9 protein-coding genes, 3 tRNA genes and 2 pseudogenes are annotated in these 15,463 nt (G+C 36.1%); 11 read left to right on the forward strand and 3 right to left on the reverse strand.

All coding sequences use genetic code 11. The annotated features are described in order from the left end of the window. Window positions 1–77: 77 nt before the first annotated feature. Window positions 78–2,588, reverse strand: coding sequence for a protein translocase subunit SecD (gene secD, locus ACMFKV_RS04565; protein WP_413154612.1), 2,511 nt, complete (start codon window positions 2,586–2,588; stop codon window positions 78–80). Window positions 2,589–3,225: 637 nt separating this feature from the next. Here secD and ACMFKV_RS04570 point away from each other — a divergent pair. The 3 genes from ACMFKV_RS04570 (at window position 3,226) to ACMFKV_RS04580 (ending at window position 7,364) form a co-directional block, all read left to right on the forward strand. Then, the gene (locus tag ACMFKV_RS04570) at window positions 3,226–5,604 is read left to right on the forward strand and encodes a mechanosensitive ion channel domain-containing protein (RefSeq protein ID WP_413154613.1); all 2,379 of its coding nucleotides are present in this window, start codon (window positions 3,226–3,228) and stop codon (window positions 5,602–5,604) included. Further along, window positions 5,598–5,870: a hypothetical protein gene (locus tag ACMFKV_RS04575; protein ID WP_336288284.1), complete on the forward strand. Its 273-nt coding sequence runs from the start codon at window positions 5,598–5,600 to the stop codon at window positions 5,868–5,870. Before ACMFKV_RS04570 ends, ACMFKV_RS04575 begins: the two co-directional genes overlap by 7 nt. Window positions 5,871–6,491: 621 nt before the next feature. Beyond that, window positions 6,492–7,364: an outer membrane protein gene (locus tag ACMFKV_RS04580; protein WP_336288285.1), complete on the forward strand. Its 873-nt coding sequence runs from the start codon at window positions 6,492–6,494 to the stop codon at window positions 7,362–7,364. 324 nt (window positions 7,365–7,688) lie between these two features. Here ACMFKV_RS04580 and ACMFKV_RS04585 read toward each other — a convergent pair. Next, a tRNA-Leu gene (locus ACMFKV_RS04585) sits at window positions 7,689–7,774 on the reverse strand. A 169-nt stretch (window positions 7,775–7,943) separates the two neighbouring features. Here ACMFKV_RS04585 and ilvA point away from each other — a divergent pair. The 5 genes and pseudogenes from ilvA to ACMFKV_RS04610 form a co-directional block, all read left to right on the forward strand. After that, a complete protein-coding gene (gene ilvA, locus ACMFKV_RS04590; protein ID WP_336288286.1) occupies window positions 7,944–9,209 on the forward strand; it encodes a threonine ammonia-lyase IlvA in 1,266 nt (421 codons plus the stop codon). Between the two features lie 45 nt (window positions 9,210–9,254). Next, the gene (locus tag ACMFKV_RS04595) at window positions 9,255–9,785 is read left to right on the forward strand and encodes a hypothetical protein (protein WP_336288307.1); all 531 of its coding nucleotides are present in this window, start codon (window positions 9,255–9,257) and stop codon (window positions 9,783–9,785) included. Window positions 9,786–10,077: 292 nt separating this feature from the next. Continuing rightward, window positions 10,078–11,472: a DEAD/DEAH box helicase gene (locus ACMFKV_RS04600; protein ID WP_413154614.1), complete on the forward strand. Its 1,395-nt coding sequence runs from the start codon at window positions 10,078–10,080 to the stop codon at window positions 11,470–11,472. A gap of 352 nt (window positions 11,473–11,824) precedes the next feature. Next, window positions 11,825–12,080 (forward strand): annotated as a pseudogene (locus tag ACMFKV_RS04605) (late control protein); the annotation flags it as partial. Between the two features lie 93 nt (window positions 12,081–12,173). After that, window positions 12,174–12,536: pseudogene (locus tag ACMFKV_RS04610) on the forward strand (DNA adenine methylase); the annotation flags it as partial. A gap of 96 nt (window positions 12,537–12,632) precedes the next feature. Here ACMFKV_RS04610 and ACMFKV_RS04615 read toward each other — a convergent pair. Next, window positions 12,633–12,707, reverse strand: a tRNA-Asn gene (locus ACMFKV_RS04615). A gap of 184 nt (window positions 12,708–12,891) precedes the next feature. Between ACMFKV_RS04615 and ACMFKV_RS04620 the strand changes: the two genes are divergently transcribed. The 3 genes from ACMFKV_RS04620 (at window position 12,892) to ACMFKV_RS04630 (ending at window position 15,245) form a co-directional block, all read left to right on the forward strand. Then, window positions 12,892–12,965: transfer RNA gene (locus tag ACMFKV_RS04620), tRNA-Cys, on the forward strand. Window positions 12,966–13,211: 246 nt separating this feature from the next. Beyond that, complete coding sequence (locus ACMFKV_RS04625) at window positions 13,212–13,886, forward strand: protein-L-isoaspartate O-methyltransferase family protein (protein ID WP_413154615.1); 675 nt, start codon at window positions 13,212–13,214, stop codon at window positions 13,884–13,886. A 15-nt stretch (window positions 13,887–13,901) separates the two neighbouring features. Continuing rightward, window positions 13,902–15,245 carry a TolC family outer membrane protein gene (locus ACMFKV_RS04630; protein ID WP_336288289.1) on the forward strand — a complete coding sequence of 448 codons (1,344 nt, stop codon included), beginning with the start codon at window positions 13,902–13,904 and terminating at the stop codon, window positions 15,243–15,245. Window positions 15,246–15,463 lie beyond the last annotated feature (218 nt).

The following is a 15,463-nucleotide window of genomic DNA, read 5'->3' on the forward strand; positions in this document are numbered from 1 at the left end:
AACTAATTGAAGCGATTATAATTTTTTATGAAAAAAAGAAGGTGACATGTCATGTGGATTAGCATGGTATTTTCATTTTAGTTTAGCGTTTTTGTATGATTATTTCGTTTATTCCACCAATCCCCTAACAGTAATAAAATAGGAGCTGCAATGAAGATTGAAGATGATGTTGCAATAATAATTCCAAAGACCATGGGAAATGCAAAATTATGCACAGCGCTTCCCCCCCATATCGCCATAGGGAGCATAGCTAAAACCGTGGTGGCTGATGTAAAGATACAGCGTATAAGAACTTGATTAATTGAAGAATCAATCAATTCACGCAGTGGCATTTTTTTATAAAGACGCATATTTTCACGCATTCGATCATAGACAACAACTTTATCATTTATGGAATAGCCAACAATTGTTAAAAGGGCAGCAATGGCTGTTAAATTAAAATCGAGTTTAAATAAAGCAAAAAAACCAATCATTTTTGTGGTATCTAAGATGAGTGTAACGATCGCTCCAATTGCAAAAAACCATTCAAAGCGTAACCATATATAGAGCGACATGGCAATCGCTGCTAAAATAACAGCAGTAAAAGCAGCTGTGGCAAGTTCACCTGAAATTTTAGGACCAACGACCTCTATTTGATCGAATATAGTATCTGGATAGATATTGTGTATAGCTTTTTTGACTTTATCAATAGCGATAGTTTGTTGTGCTTCGCTGCCATTTTGTTTCTGAATGCGAATCAGAACATTGTTTGCGCTATCAACATTTTGCAGTGTCACTTCACCGATGTTAAGGGTGGAAAGCTTTGAGCGTAAGGTTGCCAAATTTGCAGGTGCTTTTGTGGTAATACTTATTTGGCTGCCACCAATAAAATCAATGCCCAAGTTTAAGCCAGGTTTAAAAAATAAAAAAACTGAAGCAAGTGATAAAACAATTGATACACCGATACCAATAAAACGAGCTTTCATAAAACGAAAAGTCGTATTTTGGGGGATAATGTTGAAAACAGAGCGAAAATGGAGAGTTTTAATTTTCCACTTACGCACGGCCCAAATCATGATGATGCGTACAATGGTGATATTTGTAAACATGGAGATGATAATACCAAGCAACATTGTCACAGCAAAACCGCGAACAGGGCCAGTGCCAAACCAAAATAGCAAAATAGTTGCAATAATTGCAGTAACATTAGCATCAACGATGGTCGCAAAAGCTTGTTTGAAGCCACGATCCAAAGCAGCAAAGGCGCTAATCCCTTTTCGGCTTTCTTCGCGGATTCGTTCATTGATTAAAATATTGGCATCAACAGAAATTCCGATACCTAGAATAATCCCAGCGATTCCTGGTAATGTAAGTGTAGCACCAAGAAGACTTAGAGCTGCAAGTGTTAAAACGGTATGTAGTGCCAACGCTATGTTCGCAATGATACCCCACATCCCATAAAGAAGAAAAATAAAAATTGTAACGAGAACAAAGCCTATAATGCCTGTGTAAAGTCCCATTTGAATGGCATCGGCACCAAGGTTGGGACCTACAGTCCTCTCTTCAATTACGGTTAGTGGTGCGGGCAAAGAGCCAGCTCGCAGGAGAGCTGCCAAAGTTGATGCTTCTTTGGGGTCAAAATTCCCTGTAATTTGGCCTTGCCCGTTAGGAATAACACCATTAATAATGGGAGCGGTTAAAACTTTGTTATCAAGAACAATTGCAAAGGGGCGGTTAATGTTCTGTCGGGTTATATCTGCAAATATTTTTGAGCCAGTGGAATTCATGGTGAATGATATAATAGAACGTCCTGGCATTTGCGGGTCGAAGCCTGCACGAGCATCTTTGAGCACATTTCCATCCAAAGCGATTTGGTCATAAACTGCATAGCGTTGTCCATCATCAATATATCCGGGAAGGACTGAAACCCCTACAGGTGGATTATTTATATCTACATTGAGGGGAACAAGATGAAAGGTCATCTTAGCAGTAGTTCCTAAAAGATCACGCAATTGTTTTGGATCTTGTAAACCAGGCAGTTGAACCATAATACGATCAGTGCCTACCTTTTGGATGGCAGGCTCAGTCACACCAACTTGATCTATACGACGACGGATGATTTCTAAGCTTTGCTCAATAGCATTGTTTATACGGTCTTTAATACTCGCTTCAGTTAATATTACACGGATAGTTTCATTTTGAGCACTGATAGCAATATCATCGGCTGTAGTGCCAAAGCTGCTGTGTATGGGTGTAATCAAAGTCTTTAAAGCAGAAAGAGCTTTTTCACTTTGTGTTGGATCAGAAATGATAGCAACTACGCTATTGTCAATGATGCGGACACTTGATGTACGGATTTGTTCTTCACGTAGTTTATTACGCACATTGCCCAAAATTATGTGTAGTTGATCACGCTTTAATGTTTTGGTATCGACTTCGAGTAAGAGAGAAGAGCCTCCTTGAAGATCAAGCCCAAGTGTTACATGAGTGTTCGGTAAGAATTTTGAATTTTCAATTTGTTCTTGCGAAAATAAATTGGGCAAAGCAATGTAGATGCTGCTTAAAATGATAAAACAATAAAGAGTAGTCAACCAAATAGGTGTGCGCATGATATATTCCGCTAATAGGTAATCTAATGGTTATCAAGGTTAAAGGCAGGAATAAAATAGAATAATGTTTTATAGCTCACACAATGGGAGGAGCGCGTTTGTTTGAAAAATATTGCATTTGAAGATAACGAAGTTGTGCGCAAGTAACTACAGTGGTTATTAAAAATGTATTCAATATTAGAATGCTTTGAAAAGCACTAATAGGCAAAACGTATTTTATATGAAGTGTTACGAACTTTTTATTTGCAGCCATTGTAACATTAAATTGATTACGCTTGTTTTCTTGATGAAGTGTATTAGCTTTAATATCGTTGGCATGTGGCTGATTGATCAAGTTGCTCCTCGCTCCTAGAGCACTCTTCAGCAACATGCCAAAGCAGGACAAAAGAAGCCCATTCGTGAAAGAGAGAAAATTTCCTTTTTTGCAATACAGGTGCAAAAAAAACATACGAGAATGCTTTCTTTATTTTATTATTTTAGCTTACTATTATTCTTCCTTTTATCAGTATTATAGGATGAGGGAAAGCTTTATAATTTAGTATTATCCATTATAGATCATTTTATGGAAGTTGAAAATATTTGTTTCATGCCATATTTTTAAACAGGAGGGAATTGCTCATATTTATGTAAGGCAGATATGTATTCATTTTTTAAAAAAAAATTACGCATTCTTTTCTTCGTTTTTAAGATTATTGTTGTGTTTAGCTCTTGTGCATGGGGGCATTTAATACCACAAGTAATAACTAGACAATCACTCACTACGTATTCAATTGATAAAGTTATTCAACAACAGCAGTCAATTGCTAAGACTCTTGAACAAGATACAGAGACTTTAAAAAAAGATTTTGAGCGTAAGTTAGAAGATGAGCGTGCTTTAGCAGAGTTGCGGTTACGAGCAAGAGATATAAGTAAACGTGCAATAGAAGCAGCATTTGTTTTACGTACTCCCCTTAATGATATTAATGCACTTCTGGATCAAGTAACAGAGCTTCGTGATAACCAAAAAAACTTGAAAGATCAAAGTCAGGAGCACTCTAATCTGATAGAGCAAAGGGCTAAGATTAATAATACAATGCTTCGGTTTGAAGAAGTGTTTCTAGCTACAAATAGAATGGCCGAATTTGCTAGCGCTCAATCTCGGGAACTTTTAAAACGCACACTTACATATAAGTTTGAGTTTTCGCCATCAATGCTCAAGCGCCTCATTGAAAAGACCAAAGAAGCTTCCTCTAATTTTGTATTTTTGTTAAAATCTTGGTGGAACTTTGTCTTTCATTTCAAACTACTACAACTATTTCTTACTTTTTTGATTCCGATTGTTATTGCTTGTGGTCTTTCTTACTTTTCTCGTAAGGCTCTTATACGTATACATCGTCGTGTTACCAACAGTATTGGTAATGAGAAAATATCTTATTTACAGCGCTTATTGGTCGCTTTTATTTCAATTCTTTTTCCTTCGCTTGTGTGTATCATTTGCGTTTATTTCATGTTTTTTTTGTTTCGCAGCTTTGGTTTGGATTTAGGGAAACTCACAACGGTATTTTATGCGATTGGGAATCAAATTATTTTTATCTTTTTTATAAATCGTTTAGCTGTTGTTCTTTTATCATCGAATATGACACATGTGCGCCTCATCAATATTGCGCCATTAGCAGCAAAACAATTGGTAATATTGCTTACTTTTTTAGGTGGGGTTTTGGCATTTGATGCTGTTTTCGATAGTATTTATCAAGTTGTTTCTGCTTCTTTCTCTTTGACAGTTTTTAAAAGTTTCATTGCTGTTTTTGTTGTGGCGGTATTGCTGTTTATAATTTCATTTGTGCCGCTGCAGTTTAGACGTAGAGGTTCTCAAAGTGAAGAAAGAGAGTCACTATTTTGGCCATTTTATATACGTGCACCCCTTATTGTATTGGGGATGTTGCTTATTGTAATGGACTTTTTGGGTTATATCGGTTTGGCACGTTTTATAATGCAACAAATTGTGATTGGTGGTGCATTTTTGGTTTTAATGTATTTGGGAATAAAAAGTTCTCAAGCTATTGGATCTAAAGGCCAATTTATGAAAACAATCGTTGGTCAAGCTTTAATGCAGTGGTTGCATTTAGGAAAGAAAACTATGGATCGATTGGGAATTATTATTAGCGTTTTTCTCAATTTAGCTGTTGTTGTGTTTTGTGCAATGCCGATTGTTGTTCAGTTTGGGTTTTCGTATTCTGATTTGAGAGCAGTGTTGTGGCAGTTAATTACTGGTTTTCAAATTGGAAATGTGTATATTTCTTTGATTTCTATTGCGGCAGGAATTGTTGTTTTCCTTGCTTGTTTGTTCCTTGTTCGTCGATTTATCAGTTGGCTGGATGGTATAGTATTAGTGCGTGAAGAATTTGATTCTGGTGCGCGTAACTCTATCAAAACAGTGGTTAGCTATGGTGGTGTTGTTGTGTCTGCTTTGATAGGATTATCAACAGCAGGTTTGGATCTTAGAAATTTTGCGCTGATTGCTGGTGGGCTCTCGCTTGGTATAGGTTTTGGTTTACAAAATATTGTTCAAAACTTTGTATCTGGTCTTATTATTTTGGTTGGGAGACCGTTTAAATTAGGTGATTACGTGGAATCTGGATCTGTAGGTGGTATTGTCAAGCAGATTAGTGTGCGTGCAACTGAACTTGAAACATTCCAACACAAGACGGTTATTATTCCTAATTCAAGCCTCATCAATAATAATGTAACAAATTGGACCCGACGTACCAAAATAGGGCGGATTGATATTCCTGTTGATGTCTCATCCAATATTTCTCCAGAGCGCGTTGTGGAAATTTTATTAGAGATTGCTTCAGCGACAGAGGGTGTTTTAAAAAATCCAGCACCACAGGTAAATTTTACTACGTTTGATAGTAAGAAATTTTCATTTACGTTGGCTATTTATGTGCCCAATATTACTTCTACTTCTAAGGTAGCTAATGCTCTTCGCTTTGTATTATATAAACGTTTCGCTGAGGAAGGAATCTTAGCATGCTAAAATATGTTCATGTTTTTGTTGCAGTTATGTTTTTAAATATTTTAACTGTGGTTGTTTTTGCGGCAACCGTGAAGAATACTGATTTAAAAGCACAATCACTTATCATTGCTGAAGGAAGTACATTATCAAATATTTCTCTCAATAATGATCAAACTGCTACAGTTTGTACGAAGGGATGTTTTATTACTTTTCCAAATAAGGATCGTTTTGCAATAAAGCCAGAGGATAATATAGAAATAAACAATGGTAAAGCACTTTTTAAATAAAGTTTTTTATTTAAATTATGAATTATTTTTATAATTAAAGTACTTTATTATTGATAATTTACTTTTTGATATCATAATACATTCTATTTTTTGAATAAACTTTTTTAATAAATATGATTATTCTTTAAAAAACAGTTTTTATAATTATATAAAAAATAATATTTATTATTAGTTTTTTATATATATTAATTAAACAAATTGATTAATGAGATGAGCGTGTTGCAGGTTAAAGGCGCTATTGTCATTATCCATGTATTGGTTTTTGTGCACAACTTTAGTTGCATCCAAGGTTACAATAAAATTTAAAAAATGGGTGTAGGAACACTCATATGCGAGCAAAAATGTACGCGTTCACGCTAACTTATTTTCTAATATTTTATAGAGTGTATTTATAACCTATTTGATAAGTATCAATATGCTAAAATTAAATTGTGTTATTTTAAGGCATTACTTAACATAAAAAAACTAACCAAAATTTTATTTTGATAATTTATGTAATATATATGTTGATAACTGTATTTTACTTTATATTTTTTTATGTGTTTTAAAAAAAATAATATACTTTATATTAACTTGTAATGTGTTTTATAAGTGTTTTAATAACAACAATGGGGTATAATTATGAAGTTAAAATATTTAATAACAGCATCTGTTTTTCTCTCAGCGTCTGTGGTGCAGGCAGCAGATGTTGTGCTTTCTCATCAGCCGGAACGCGTTGCTTTACCAGTTTCAACAGACGCTGTTTCTCCTAGTTTTTCTTGGGCAGGATTTTATTTCGGAGGTCAAATTGGTGGCTTTTCGAGTAAAGTTTCTGCATTTGTTCCTGATAAGGAAATTCCTCTTTTGCCTAATGAGGATAGTAAAAATAAAAAGTGGATTCCGCTTGAGAAGAAATATGTACCTGAGCTTTCCGGTTTTATAGGTGGTTTTTATGCAGGTGCTAATGTTGATTCTGGCAATGGTTTTATCTTGGGGGTTGAGACGGATGTGCTTTTGTCTGGACGAAAAAATACAAAAACGATCACCATTACCAGCGAATCTGATGGAAGTAAGATTGTAAAGGATGAATCGAATGAAAACAGTGGAGCGAGCAAAGTTTCTCTTCCAGCTGTAGGAGATCAGAGAGAGGCAGAAGATCGTATAACTTTTGGTCATACTTTAAAACAAAAATGGACTGGTGCTACACGGGGACGTGTTGGTTTTTCTGCTGGTCGTATTATGCCTTATGTTTCTGGTGGTGTTGCTTATGGGCAGTTTCAGGATACCTTGTCTGTATCAGTTACAGGAGAGGAGAGCTTTAGTAGCACATTAGATGATACAAAGACTATGATTGGTTATACTATTGGTGGTGGTGTTGATTTTTCGATAACAAATGATGTTATTGTGCGTGCAGAATATCGTTATTCAGATTTTGGTAAGAAGAAATTTGGAGACGAAATGGAGATTGGCTACAAGACTAATGATTTTCGTGTTGGTGTAGCTTACAAATTCTAATTTTTGCAAAATTAAATTGTTAAGAGGTTCCATCTTTAATGGAGCCTTTATTTTTTTTATACTATAAAATAGTATTTTATGGTGGAGAAGAGATCATTAATTTTTTAATGATTATGATAAAGTGAGGGATAATTACTAAAACTTCTATTCTAAAAAATGAAAACTTTTTGGATTATTAGCGTAACTAAAACACTGATTCAAAAAGAATGAATGATTCGCGTCTCACATAATCACAGCATTGTAACAATATTACACAACACGGCGCTAAATGTGCTTCACTTGTCACTTGAATTATTAGAAAATAAGAAAAAATTTGCATATAAATGGTGCGGACGGCGGGACTTGAACCCGCAAGGTCTTAGACCGGCAGATTTTAAGTCTGCTATGTTTACCGATTTCATCACGTCCGCGATGAAAGTTCTCTCATAAGCTATATCTTTCATTGAATCAAGAATTAATGAATGAGAGAAAAATTTTTCATTCTTTGATAATTTTTTGACTGACAATGATTGCTAATGATTGTTTTTATAGCTAGAAGAAATTTGTATAATATTAACGTAGCATGAAATGACTGGTGTTATGAGCAAATTTATCCATGACGTAACTAAGGCTACGACAGCTTTGCATAATGTGTTTGCTGAAACACCGCTTCAAAAAAATGATTTTCTCAGTCAAAAATATGATGCAGAAATTTATCTGAAACGTGAAGATTTAACACCAGTACGATCATATAAAATTCGTGGTGCTTTCAATTTTGTTTCAGAAATGCTTGCTAAGATTCCTCAAGATGCTGCATTTGTTTGCGCGTCAGCAGGAAATCATGCACAAGGGGTTTCTTTTGTTTGTCGCTATTTTAAACGTAAAGGCGTGATTTTTATGCCTGTGACAACTCCGCAACAAAAAATTGATAAGACGCGCATTTTTGGTAAAGAGTTTATTGATATCCGTTTAACTGGAAATACGTTTGATCAATGTTATGCAGCTGCGCAATCCTTTGTTGCTGAGGGTGGTGGTGTGATGGCACCACCATTTGATGATATTCGCATTATTACGGGGCAGGCGACAGTCTTATGCGAAGCTGTTGTACAATGGAAAAAACTCAATGGAGATACTGAGCCAGATTTAATGATTGTACCTGTAGGTGGAGGTGGCTTAGCTAGTGGTGTGAGCAAATTTTTACGTGAATATGGTTGGAAAACAAAACTTCAATTTGTTGAGCCGCAAGGTGCTGCAAGTTTGTTTGCTTGTTTAAAGAATGGAAAGCGCGTCAAACTTGAAAATATTGATACATTTGTAGATGGTGCTGCGGTGGCGGAAATTGGCACGCTAAATTACACAATGTTGAAACAGTTTTCACCAGATTCTGTTATTACAGTTCCTGAAAATCGGGTTTGTTCTACAATGCTTGAGATGCTCAATGTTGAAGGTATAGTGCTTGAGCCAGCTGGTGCTTTATCACTTGATTCTCTTAACAGTATTTCTTCTCAGGAATTAAAGGGAAAAAAAATTATTCTCGTTATTTCAGGTGGTAATTTTGATTTTGAGCGTTTGCCAGATATTAAAGAGCGTTCTCTGCGGTTTCAGGGCTTGAGAAAGTATTTTATTTTTAGTTTTCCGCAACATCCTGGTGCGTTACGTAGTTTTCTTGCTCAATTATCTCCAGATGATGATATTGTGCGTTTTGAATATCTCAAAAAATCAACTAGAAGTTTTGGCTCTGTGTTGGTTGCAATTGAAACAAAAAAATACGATAATTTTTATTCTTTAGAAAAAAAGTTTCAAGAATTAGGTTGGCGTTATCGTGATATTACTGATGATCAAACATTATTTGATTTTGTTATCTGAGCAGTTAAAATTTTGATAGAAACAGTTGAAATAAGAGATACAGCGATGAAATCTGTTTTTTATTGCATGCTGAGTTTGTTTTTGTTTTTTAATTTTGGCACACAGAGCTTAGCAATTGAGCCAACAGCAATACAAAAAGCTGAACTTTTGAATTTAATTATTGATGTTAATAATGCTGTGAAAAATAAAAATTTTTCATCTATTTTTTCTTACATGCCCAGTCGGCTTTATAAAGAAATGGCTCGCCGATTAAATACTACAGAAAATGATTTACGAAATAATTTTCTTAAACAGCTGAGTGTTCAATTTGAGAATTTGCCTGCTGGTGCTTATTCTTTAGGTGAAACCAATATAAATTATTTGCAAACCGATAACGGTACTTTTTATGCTTTGATTCCAACTACGCTTGAGACGAAAGATCGCATCATTCAATATAAGACTTTAGCGATTTTTGATCAAACGCAATGGTATTTAATTTATGGGGGTCAAAAAACTATACATAATCCAGTTTTTCTTGAGATTTACTCTGATTTTGATAAAGTACATTTACCAAAGGAAACGATAATAAATAAATGATTAAAATATTGTTTTTCTTGTCTGTGATAAATATATCTTGCAAGGTACTTGCTTTTTTATTGTAATCTGACGATAGTACATGTGAAGATGTTTGGGTTGGATGACTGGTTCTTTGTAAGATGAAGTTTATGCACCTTTGTCCTTATTTTCAGTTATTTTGAGGTTGCATAGTTGCTATTTCAAGCTTTGCTCCGCAAGTTTAAAATGTCAAGCTCTCCATTATGTGGATTCTTGAGGTAGAGTTCAATTTATTATTTTTTTAGTAGTTGTTGAACTGAAGAGAGGTTTTATTTTGAATATAGATAGAGAAAATGGTTTCATAAAATTGGGTTTGTCTACTCTTTTGATTAAGAACTTATCCATTTCTGGTATGAATAAACCTAAACTTATTCAAGAGCAAGCTATTCCAATGATGCTGAAAGGGCGCGATATTTTAGGGATTGCACAGACAGGTTCTGGAAAGACCTTGGCATTTAGTTTACCTGTCTTGAGTCAGATTTTGACTTTGGGTAATAAGCGCTGCCCGAGAACTGCTCGAGCTTTAATTTTGGCGCCTACGCGTGAATTGGCTGTGCAGATTGATGAAACAATTCGTATTGTTGCAAAAGGAACGCATCTTTCAACATGTCTCATTTTTGGTGGGGTGTCACGTTTAAAACAAATTAAACGCATGGAAGCAGGTGTGGATATTTTAGTAGCAACGCCAGGTCGTTTAATAGATCTTGTTCGTGAAAGGTGCATTGATCTTTCTCAGTCTCGTTTTTTGGTTTTGGATGAAGCAGATCGTATGTTAGATATGGGCTTTATTAATGATGTACAGAAAATTGTAAAATTTTTACATAAGGAGCGTCAAACGGCGCTTTTTTCTGCAACAATGCCGAAAGAAATTTCAGCACTTGCAAATACTCTGCTCAATGATCCTGTAAAAATAGAGGTTGCTCCACAAGGAACTACAGCTGCAGACATCGCTCAAAAAATATATTGTGTTCCTACGGGTGAAAAAAAGAGTGTTTTAGCGAAACTTTTGACAAATCCAGTTTTCGCTTCAGTTATTGTTTTTACCCGAACCAAACATGGAGCTGATTCTGTTACACGTAGTTTAGAAAAGGTAGGATATTCTGTTGCGACGATTCATGGGAATAAATCACAAAATGCTCGGCAGTGTGCGCTGAAAGCTTTTCGTGAAGGATCAGTGCGAATTCTTGTTGCGACAGATATTGCAGCGCGCGGCATTGATATACCAGAAATAAGCCATGTTATTAATTACGACTTGCCAGATGAAGCTGACAGTTACGTGCATCGCATTGGTCGCACGGGACGCAATGGTGCATCTGGTAATGCCATCACACTTTTTGATGAAAAAGTAGAGAGGGTGCGCTTGCATGCCGTAGAGAAGTTGATTCGTATGAAAATAGTACGTGAATCCATTCCAGTGCAGTTTGCAGCGTTTCCTCAGAAGCCATTTATACTAAAAAATAAAGAGAAAGAAAATGGTAAAGGAAGTAGTAAGGGGCGTCGTTTTAAAAAATCTAAACGTCAGAAGCGATTTTTGAGTCTCCAAGATAGTGCTACACAGTCACAGAATAAAAACTCTTCATCTTCAAGCGAAGGATACGAAAAAGAAAAAACAGTGGTAAGAGGTACAAAATCTTTTCGTTCTCGCAAGTCAGTAAAAAAGGCAGCTTGAGTCAAATATTTAAAAGCTATACAGGAGAGAGCTTTTTTCGTTTTTTGCAATTTTGAATTTAGGACAACAAAAATAGAATAACGCTTTTTTTAAAACAATATTATCACGTATGTCCCCTTAAGTAATGGAGAAAAAATTATGATTGGTCAAAGTTCTCTTTTTATACCTACAAAGCTGGTGCCACATTCTAGTTTTGGAAATAATATCGAATGAATTTGTTATCCGTGCGGGATTCATTGTAATTTAAGAACAGAGTTATTATGCTATCCTGATATAGTTTTTTGCCGCGTGGTTTGCATGTTCTCCTGTCTGAATTTACAATGCTTGATAAGAAAAGCACGGTGAGGCGCTTATAGGATTAAGGTATACACGCCCTTTTATTGTGGTAAAAGTGGGTGACAACCTGTTCATGAGGTTTTTTACCAGCGTCTTTTATCTGCCACCATCATTGATCATGCGGGGAATGAATGTGATACATTTGAGGCAGAAGTTTAGTGATAGCGGCAATGATTTAAGAATTTCCCCAAAGTAAGAGCGATCTACAGGTTAGCTTTGGTTATGAGGGCAGCATCAGCGCTTTGATGGGGTGTTTTATTGTCGAATCGGTTTTTATCTGCCATCATCATTGATCATGAAGGGAATGAATGTGATACATTCTAGGTAAAGTTTGATAATAGCGGTAATGATTTAAGAATTTCTCCTTGCCAAGTGTTACCATTGAACAGTTAAACTGGTCAGACTTTATGCTTTGCTATGATCGACCAAATGTTTTATTTTATCTTGATCTGCCTTATTGGAGTGTTGAGGATTGTTACGGAAAGGATTTGTTTAAGAGGGAAGATTATCAGGTGATGGCAACGATTCTTTCCCAATTGAAAGGGAAATTCCTTCTTTCTTTAAATGGTGTGCCAGAGATTCAAAAAACCTTCAGCCAATTTCATATAAAAGAAGTAACGACATCTTATACATTTGGCTCTTCAAATAATACTGTAGCTAAAAAACTAATCATCACCAATTGTAGATTTTTAAACAGAAGAAAACAATTCTCTTTGAGGGGGGCTTAAAAAACCCCTTTGAAGGCCTTTAAAAATCCTTTGAAAAAAATGAATTGATGCAAAACCTAGTGTCAAATTATGCAAAACCTAATGGCAAGCTACAAGTGGCTCCCCGGGCCGGATTCGAACCAGCGACCAACCGGTTAACAGCCGGTTGCTCTACCACTGAGCTACCGAGGAATAGCGCTCAATCATTCAACTGATAAGGCTATAGCAAAGCGATACCGATTTGCAAAGAGTAAAATTACTTTTTTTTAAAAAAATGTCAAAAGTTATATAAGAAGGGGAAAAAAGATCAGAAAAGATTTCTTACCTTGACGGATGTGTTGCCTTCCCTTATTGACAGCTTTATGTTTGTTGGTAAGGCCTCGTGGCGGAATGGTTACGCAGAGGACTGCAAATCCTTGTATCCCGGTTCGATTCCGGGCGAGGCCTCCAGCTGATTTTAACTAAGAATGTCTTCAGAGTTAATGTGCCCAAGTAAGTTATTTTTTTCCCTATTAAAAATGCTTTTTATGTGAAAAATTATGCAATTAAAATCTGTTAAAATCTAATGGTGTGGTAAAAATCTAATTGTTGACTGCCGAGCGCTTTTTTGTAACATTTATAGTAGAAGATTTTAGATCCTAATTGTTGCTGCTTTGGTAAAGTTATTATTGTGATATATGGGGGAAAAGGTTGGTTATGGTTGCAAGTTTTGCTGAGCTTCGCCGCAAAATGGTTGACAATCAAATTCGCACAAGGGATGTGACGGATTTATCAGTTCTTGAAGCGTTTTTAACGGTTCCGCGTGAAGATTTTGTCCCAGAAGATGTTAAGGCTTTGAGTTATCTTGATACTGATGTTGCTTTATGTTCAGAGCAAAAGGGGGGGCTTGCGAATTATTTAATGGGGCCTGCGTCTTTAGCAAAATTACTACAGCTTGCAGCTGTAAAGCCATCAGATGTCGTTTTAGATATTGGTGCAAAGAGTGGCTACTGTGCGGCATTGCTTTCAAAGCTTGCGGAGTCTGTGATTGCGTTGGAAAGTAACCAAACTCTTTCTGAACAAGCGTCCAAGATTTTAGAGCGTAATCGATGTGATAATGTGATTGTGGTGCATGGGCCCTTAGAACACGGACATGCTGCTAAAGGTCCTTATGATCTTATTTTTATTGAAGGTGCTGTCGATTTTGTCCCTGAAAATATTTTTGACCAAATGAAAGATGGGGGTCGCCTTGTTGTGGTTGAGGGGCACGGTAATACTGGTGTTGCGCGCATTTATATGAAAACAGATGGAATTATTTCGACTCGTCGTGCTTTTAATCTTGCTGTCAAATGTCTTCCTAGTTTTTTAAGAGCGCCTGATTTTGTATTTTAGTGCTTGTCTCATTTTATGAGTAAAAATAATTATAGAGTTAGTGTGGGGTTTTTTATCGTGTATATTATGTTCAAAATAAACAAAAAGTTTCAGGTGTTTTTATTGCTAATTTTGAGTGTTTTTATATCAAGATTGGTTTATGCTGAGACATTGATGGATGCTTTTGCTAAAGCTTATATACACAATGCTAAGTTGAATAGTGAACGTGCAGTTGTGCGTATATTAGGTGATGATGTGATCATTGCACGTTCGGGGTTATTGCCGCAAATTGAAGGAATTGGAAATTATGGGCGCAATAAACCTATGATAGGTTCTTATAGTACTTCTGGATCTATAGGAATAAAATTAAATCAAAGATTATTTGACGGTTTTATTACGCAAAATATGTTTTCTTCAGCTCAGGTTAGGCTACAGGCTCAGCGTGAATATCTTCGGAATACTGAACAAAATATATTTTTGGATACTGTAACAGCGTATACCAATGTGTATCAAGCACGTCGTATTGCTGATCTTCGTAGAGAAAATTTGGCTGCTCTTGAAGAGCAAGTGCGTTCCAATCAAGCCAAACTTGATGTGGGAGAGGGTGCTCGTGTTGATCTTTCTCAGGCGCAAGCTGCGCGTTCTGTTGCTGTTTCAGAGCTCAGTTTTGCGCGTGCTAATGTGAAGACAGCGGAGGCAGCTTATAGGCAAGTTATTGGTTCTGATCCTGAAAAATTAGTACGTCCATTGGTGGCAAAAGGTTTGCCAATAAATCTTGATGCTGCTTACAAAGTTAGTGTTGTTATGCATCCAGCGATTCTTTATGCAAAATATTTAGTCGATGCTAGCTCTTATAATGTAAAGGCAAAAGAAGGAGCATTACTTCCTAAAGTGGATTTTTCTGCAACAACCTCCTATAATCGGATTTACAGTGGTCATGGAGAAGACGGTGTTTCTAAATCAGTGGGATTGTCTGTGAGTATTCCAGTATTTGAAGGTGGGCGTACGTCTGCACAGATTCGCCAATCAAGGGAACAACTTGGGCATGCTCGTCTCCAGCTTGATTTGGCTCGTAGTAATATAAGACAGGCGCTTACTACTGCTTGGTTTCAGTTAGAGGGTGCACGTGCATCTGTCGTTGCTTATCGTGAAAGTGTTCGTGCTGCTGAAATTGCTCTTAAAGGTCGGATTCAAGAAAATCGTGTAGGGCAAGCAACTACATTAGATGTCTTAAATTCTCGAACTCAATTGATTAACGCTCAAATTGCACTTGCAATGGCAGAGTGCAATGCTGTTATTGCGAGTTATAGTGTTCAGTCTGCTGTTGGTCGATTAACTGCAAGTTATTTGGGCTTGAAAACTATTAAATATACCCGCTAAGAGTTTAAAATAACCCTCCATATTGCTAAGTAGTTTCAATATTTCAAAGGTCAACAAGTTAGTTATTAAACATGTTGGAGAATGTAGCAGTAGGTGTTATTTTATAAATGAAGAAAGTTGTGTGTAGCACCATTTTCATGACAAAGAGGTATGTTGATCTTATAGTTCTTTTGCCTACACTGAAATGGTGATTCTGTTTGTTGCATCTTTGAGAGGTT

Source organism: Bartonella propinqua, assembly GCF_047263965.1.
Classification (GTDB): Bacteria; Pseudomonadota; Alphaproteobacteria; order Rhizobiales; family Rhizobiaceae; genus Bartonella.

Bases quoted from the DNA above. Each gene is read 5' to 3' on its own strand.
- secD (WP_413154612.1), bottom strand. From the start codon at position 2,588: ATGCGCACACCTATTTGGTTGACTACTCTTTATTGTTTTATCATTTTA.
- ACMFKV_RS04570 (WP_413154613.1), top strand. From the start codon at position 3,226: ATGTATTCATTTTTTAAAAAAAAATTACGCATTCTTTTCTTCGTTTTT.
- ACMFKV_RS04575 (WP_336288284.1), top strand. From the start codon at position 5,598: ATGCTAAAATATGTTCATGTTTTTGTTGCAGTTATGTTTTTAAATATT.
- ACMFKV_RS04580 (WP_336288285.1), top strand. From the start codon at position 6,492: ATGAAGTTAAAATATTTAATAACAGCATCTGTTTTTCTCTCAGCGTCT.
- ilvA (WP_336288286.1), top strand. From the start codon at position 7,944: ATGAGCAAATTTATCCATGACGTAACTAAGGCTACGACAGCTTTGCAT.
- ACMFKV_RS04595 (WP_336288307.1), top strand. From the start codon at position 9,255: ATGAAATCTGTTTTTTATTGCATGCTGAGTTTGTTTTTGTTTTTTAAT.
- ACMFKV_RS04625 (WP_413154615.1), top strand. From the start codon at position 13,212: ATGGTTGCAAGTTTTGCTGAGCTTCGCCGCAAAATGGTTGACAATCAA.
- ACMFKV_RS04630 (WP_336288289.1), top strand. From the start codon at position 13,902: ATGAGTAAAAATAATTATAGAGTTAGTGTGGGGTTTTTTATCGTGTAT.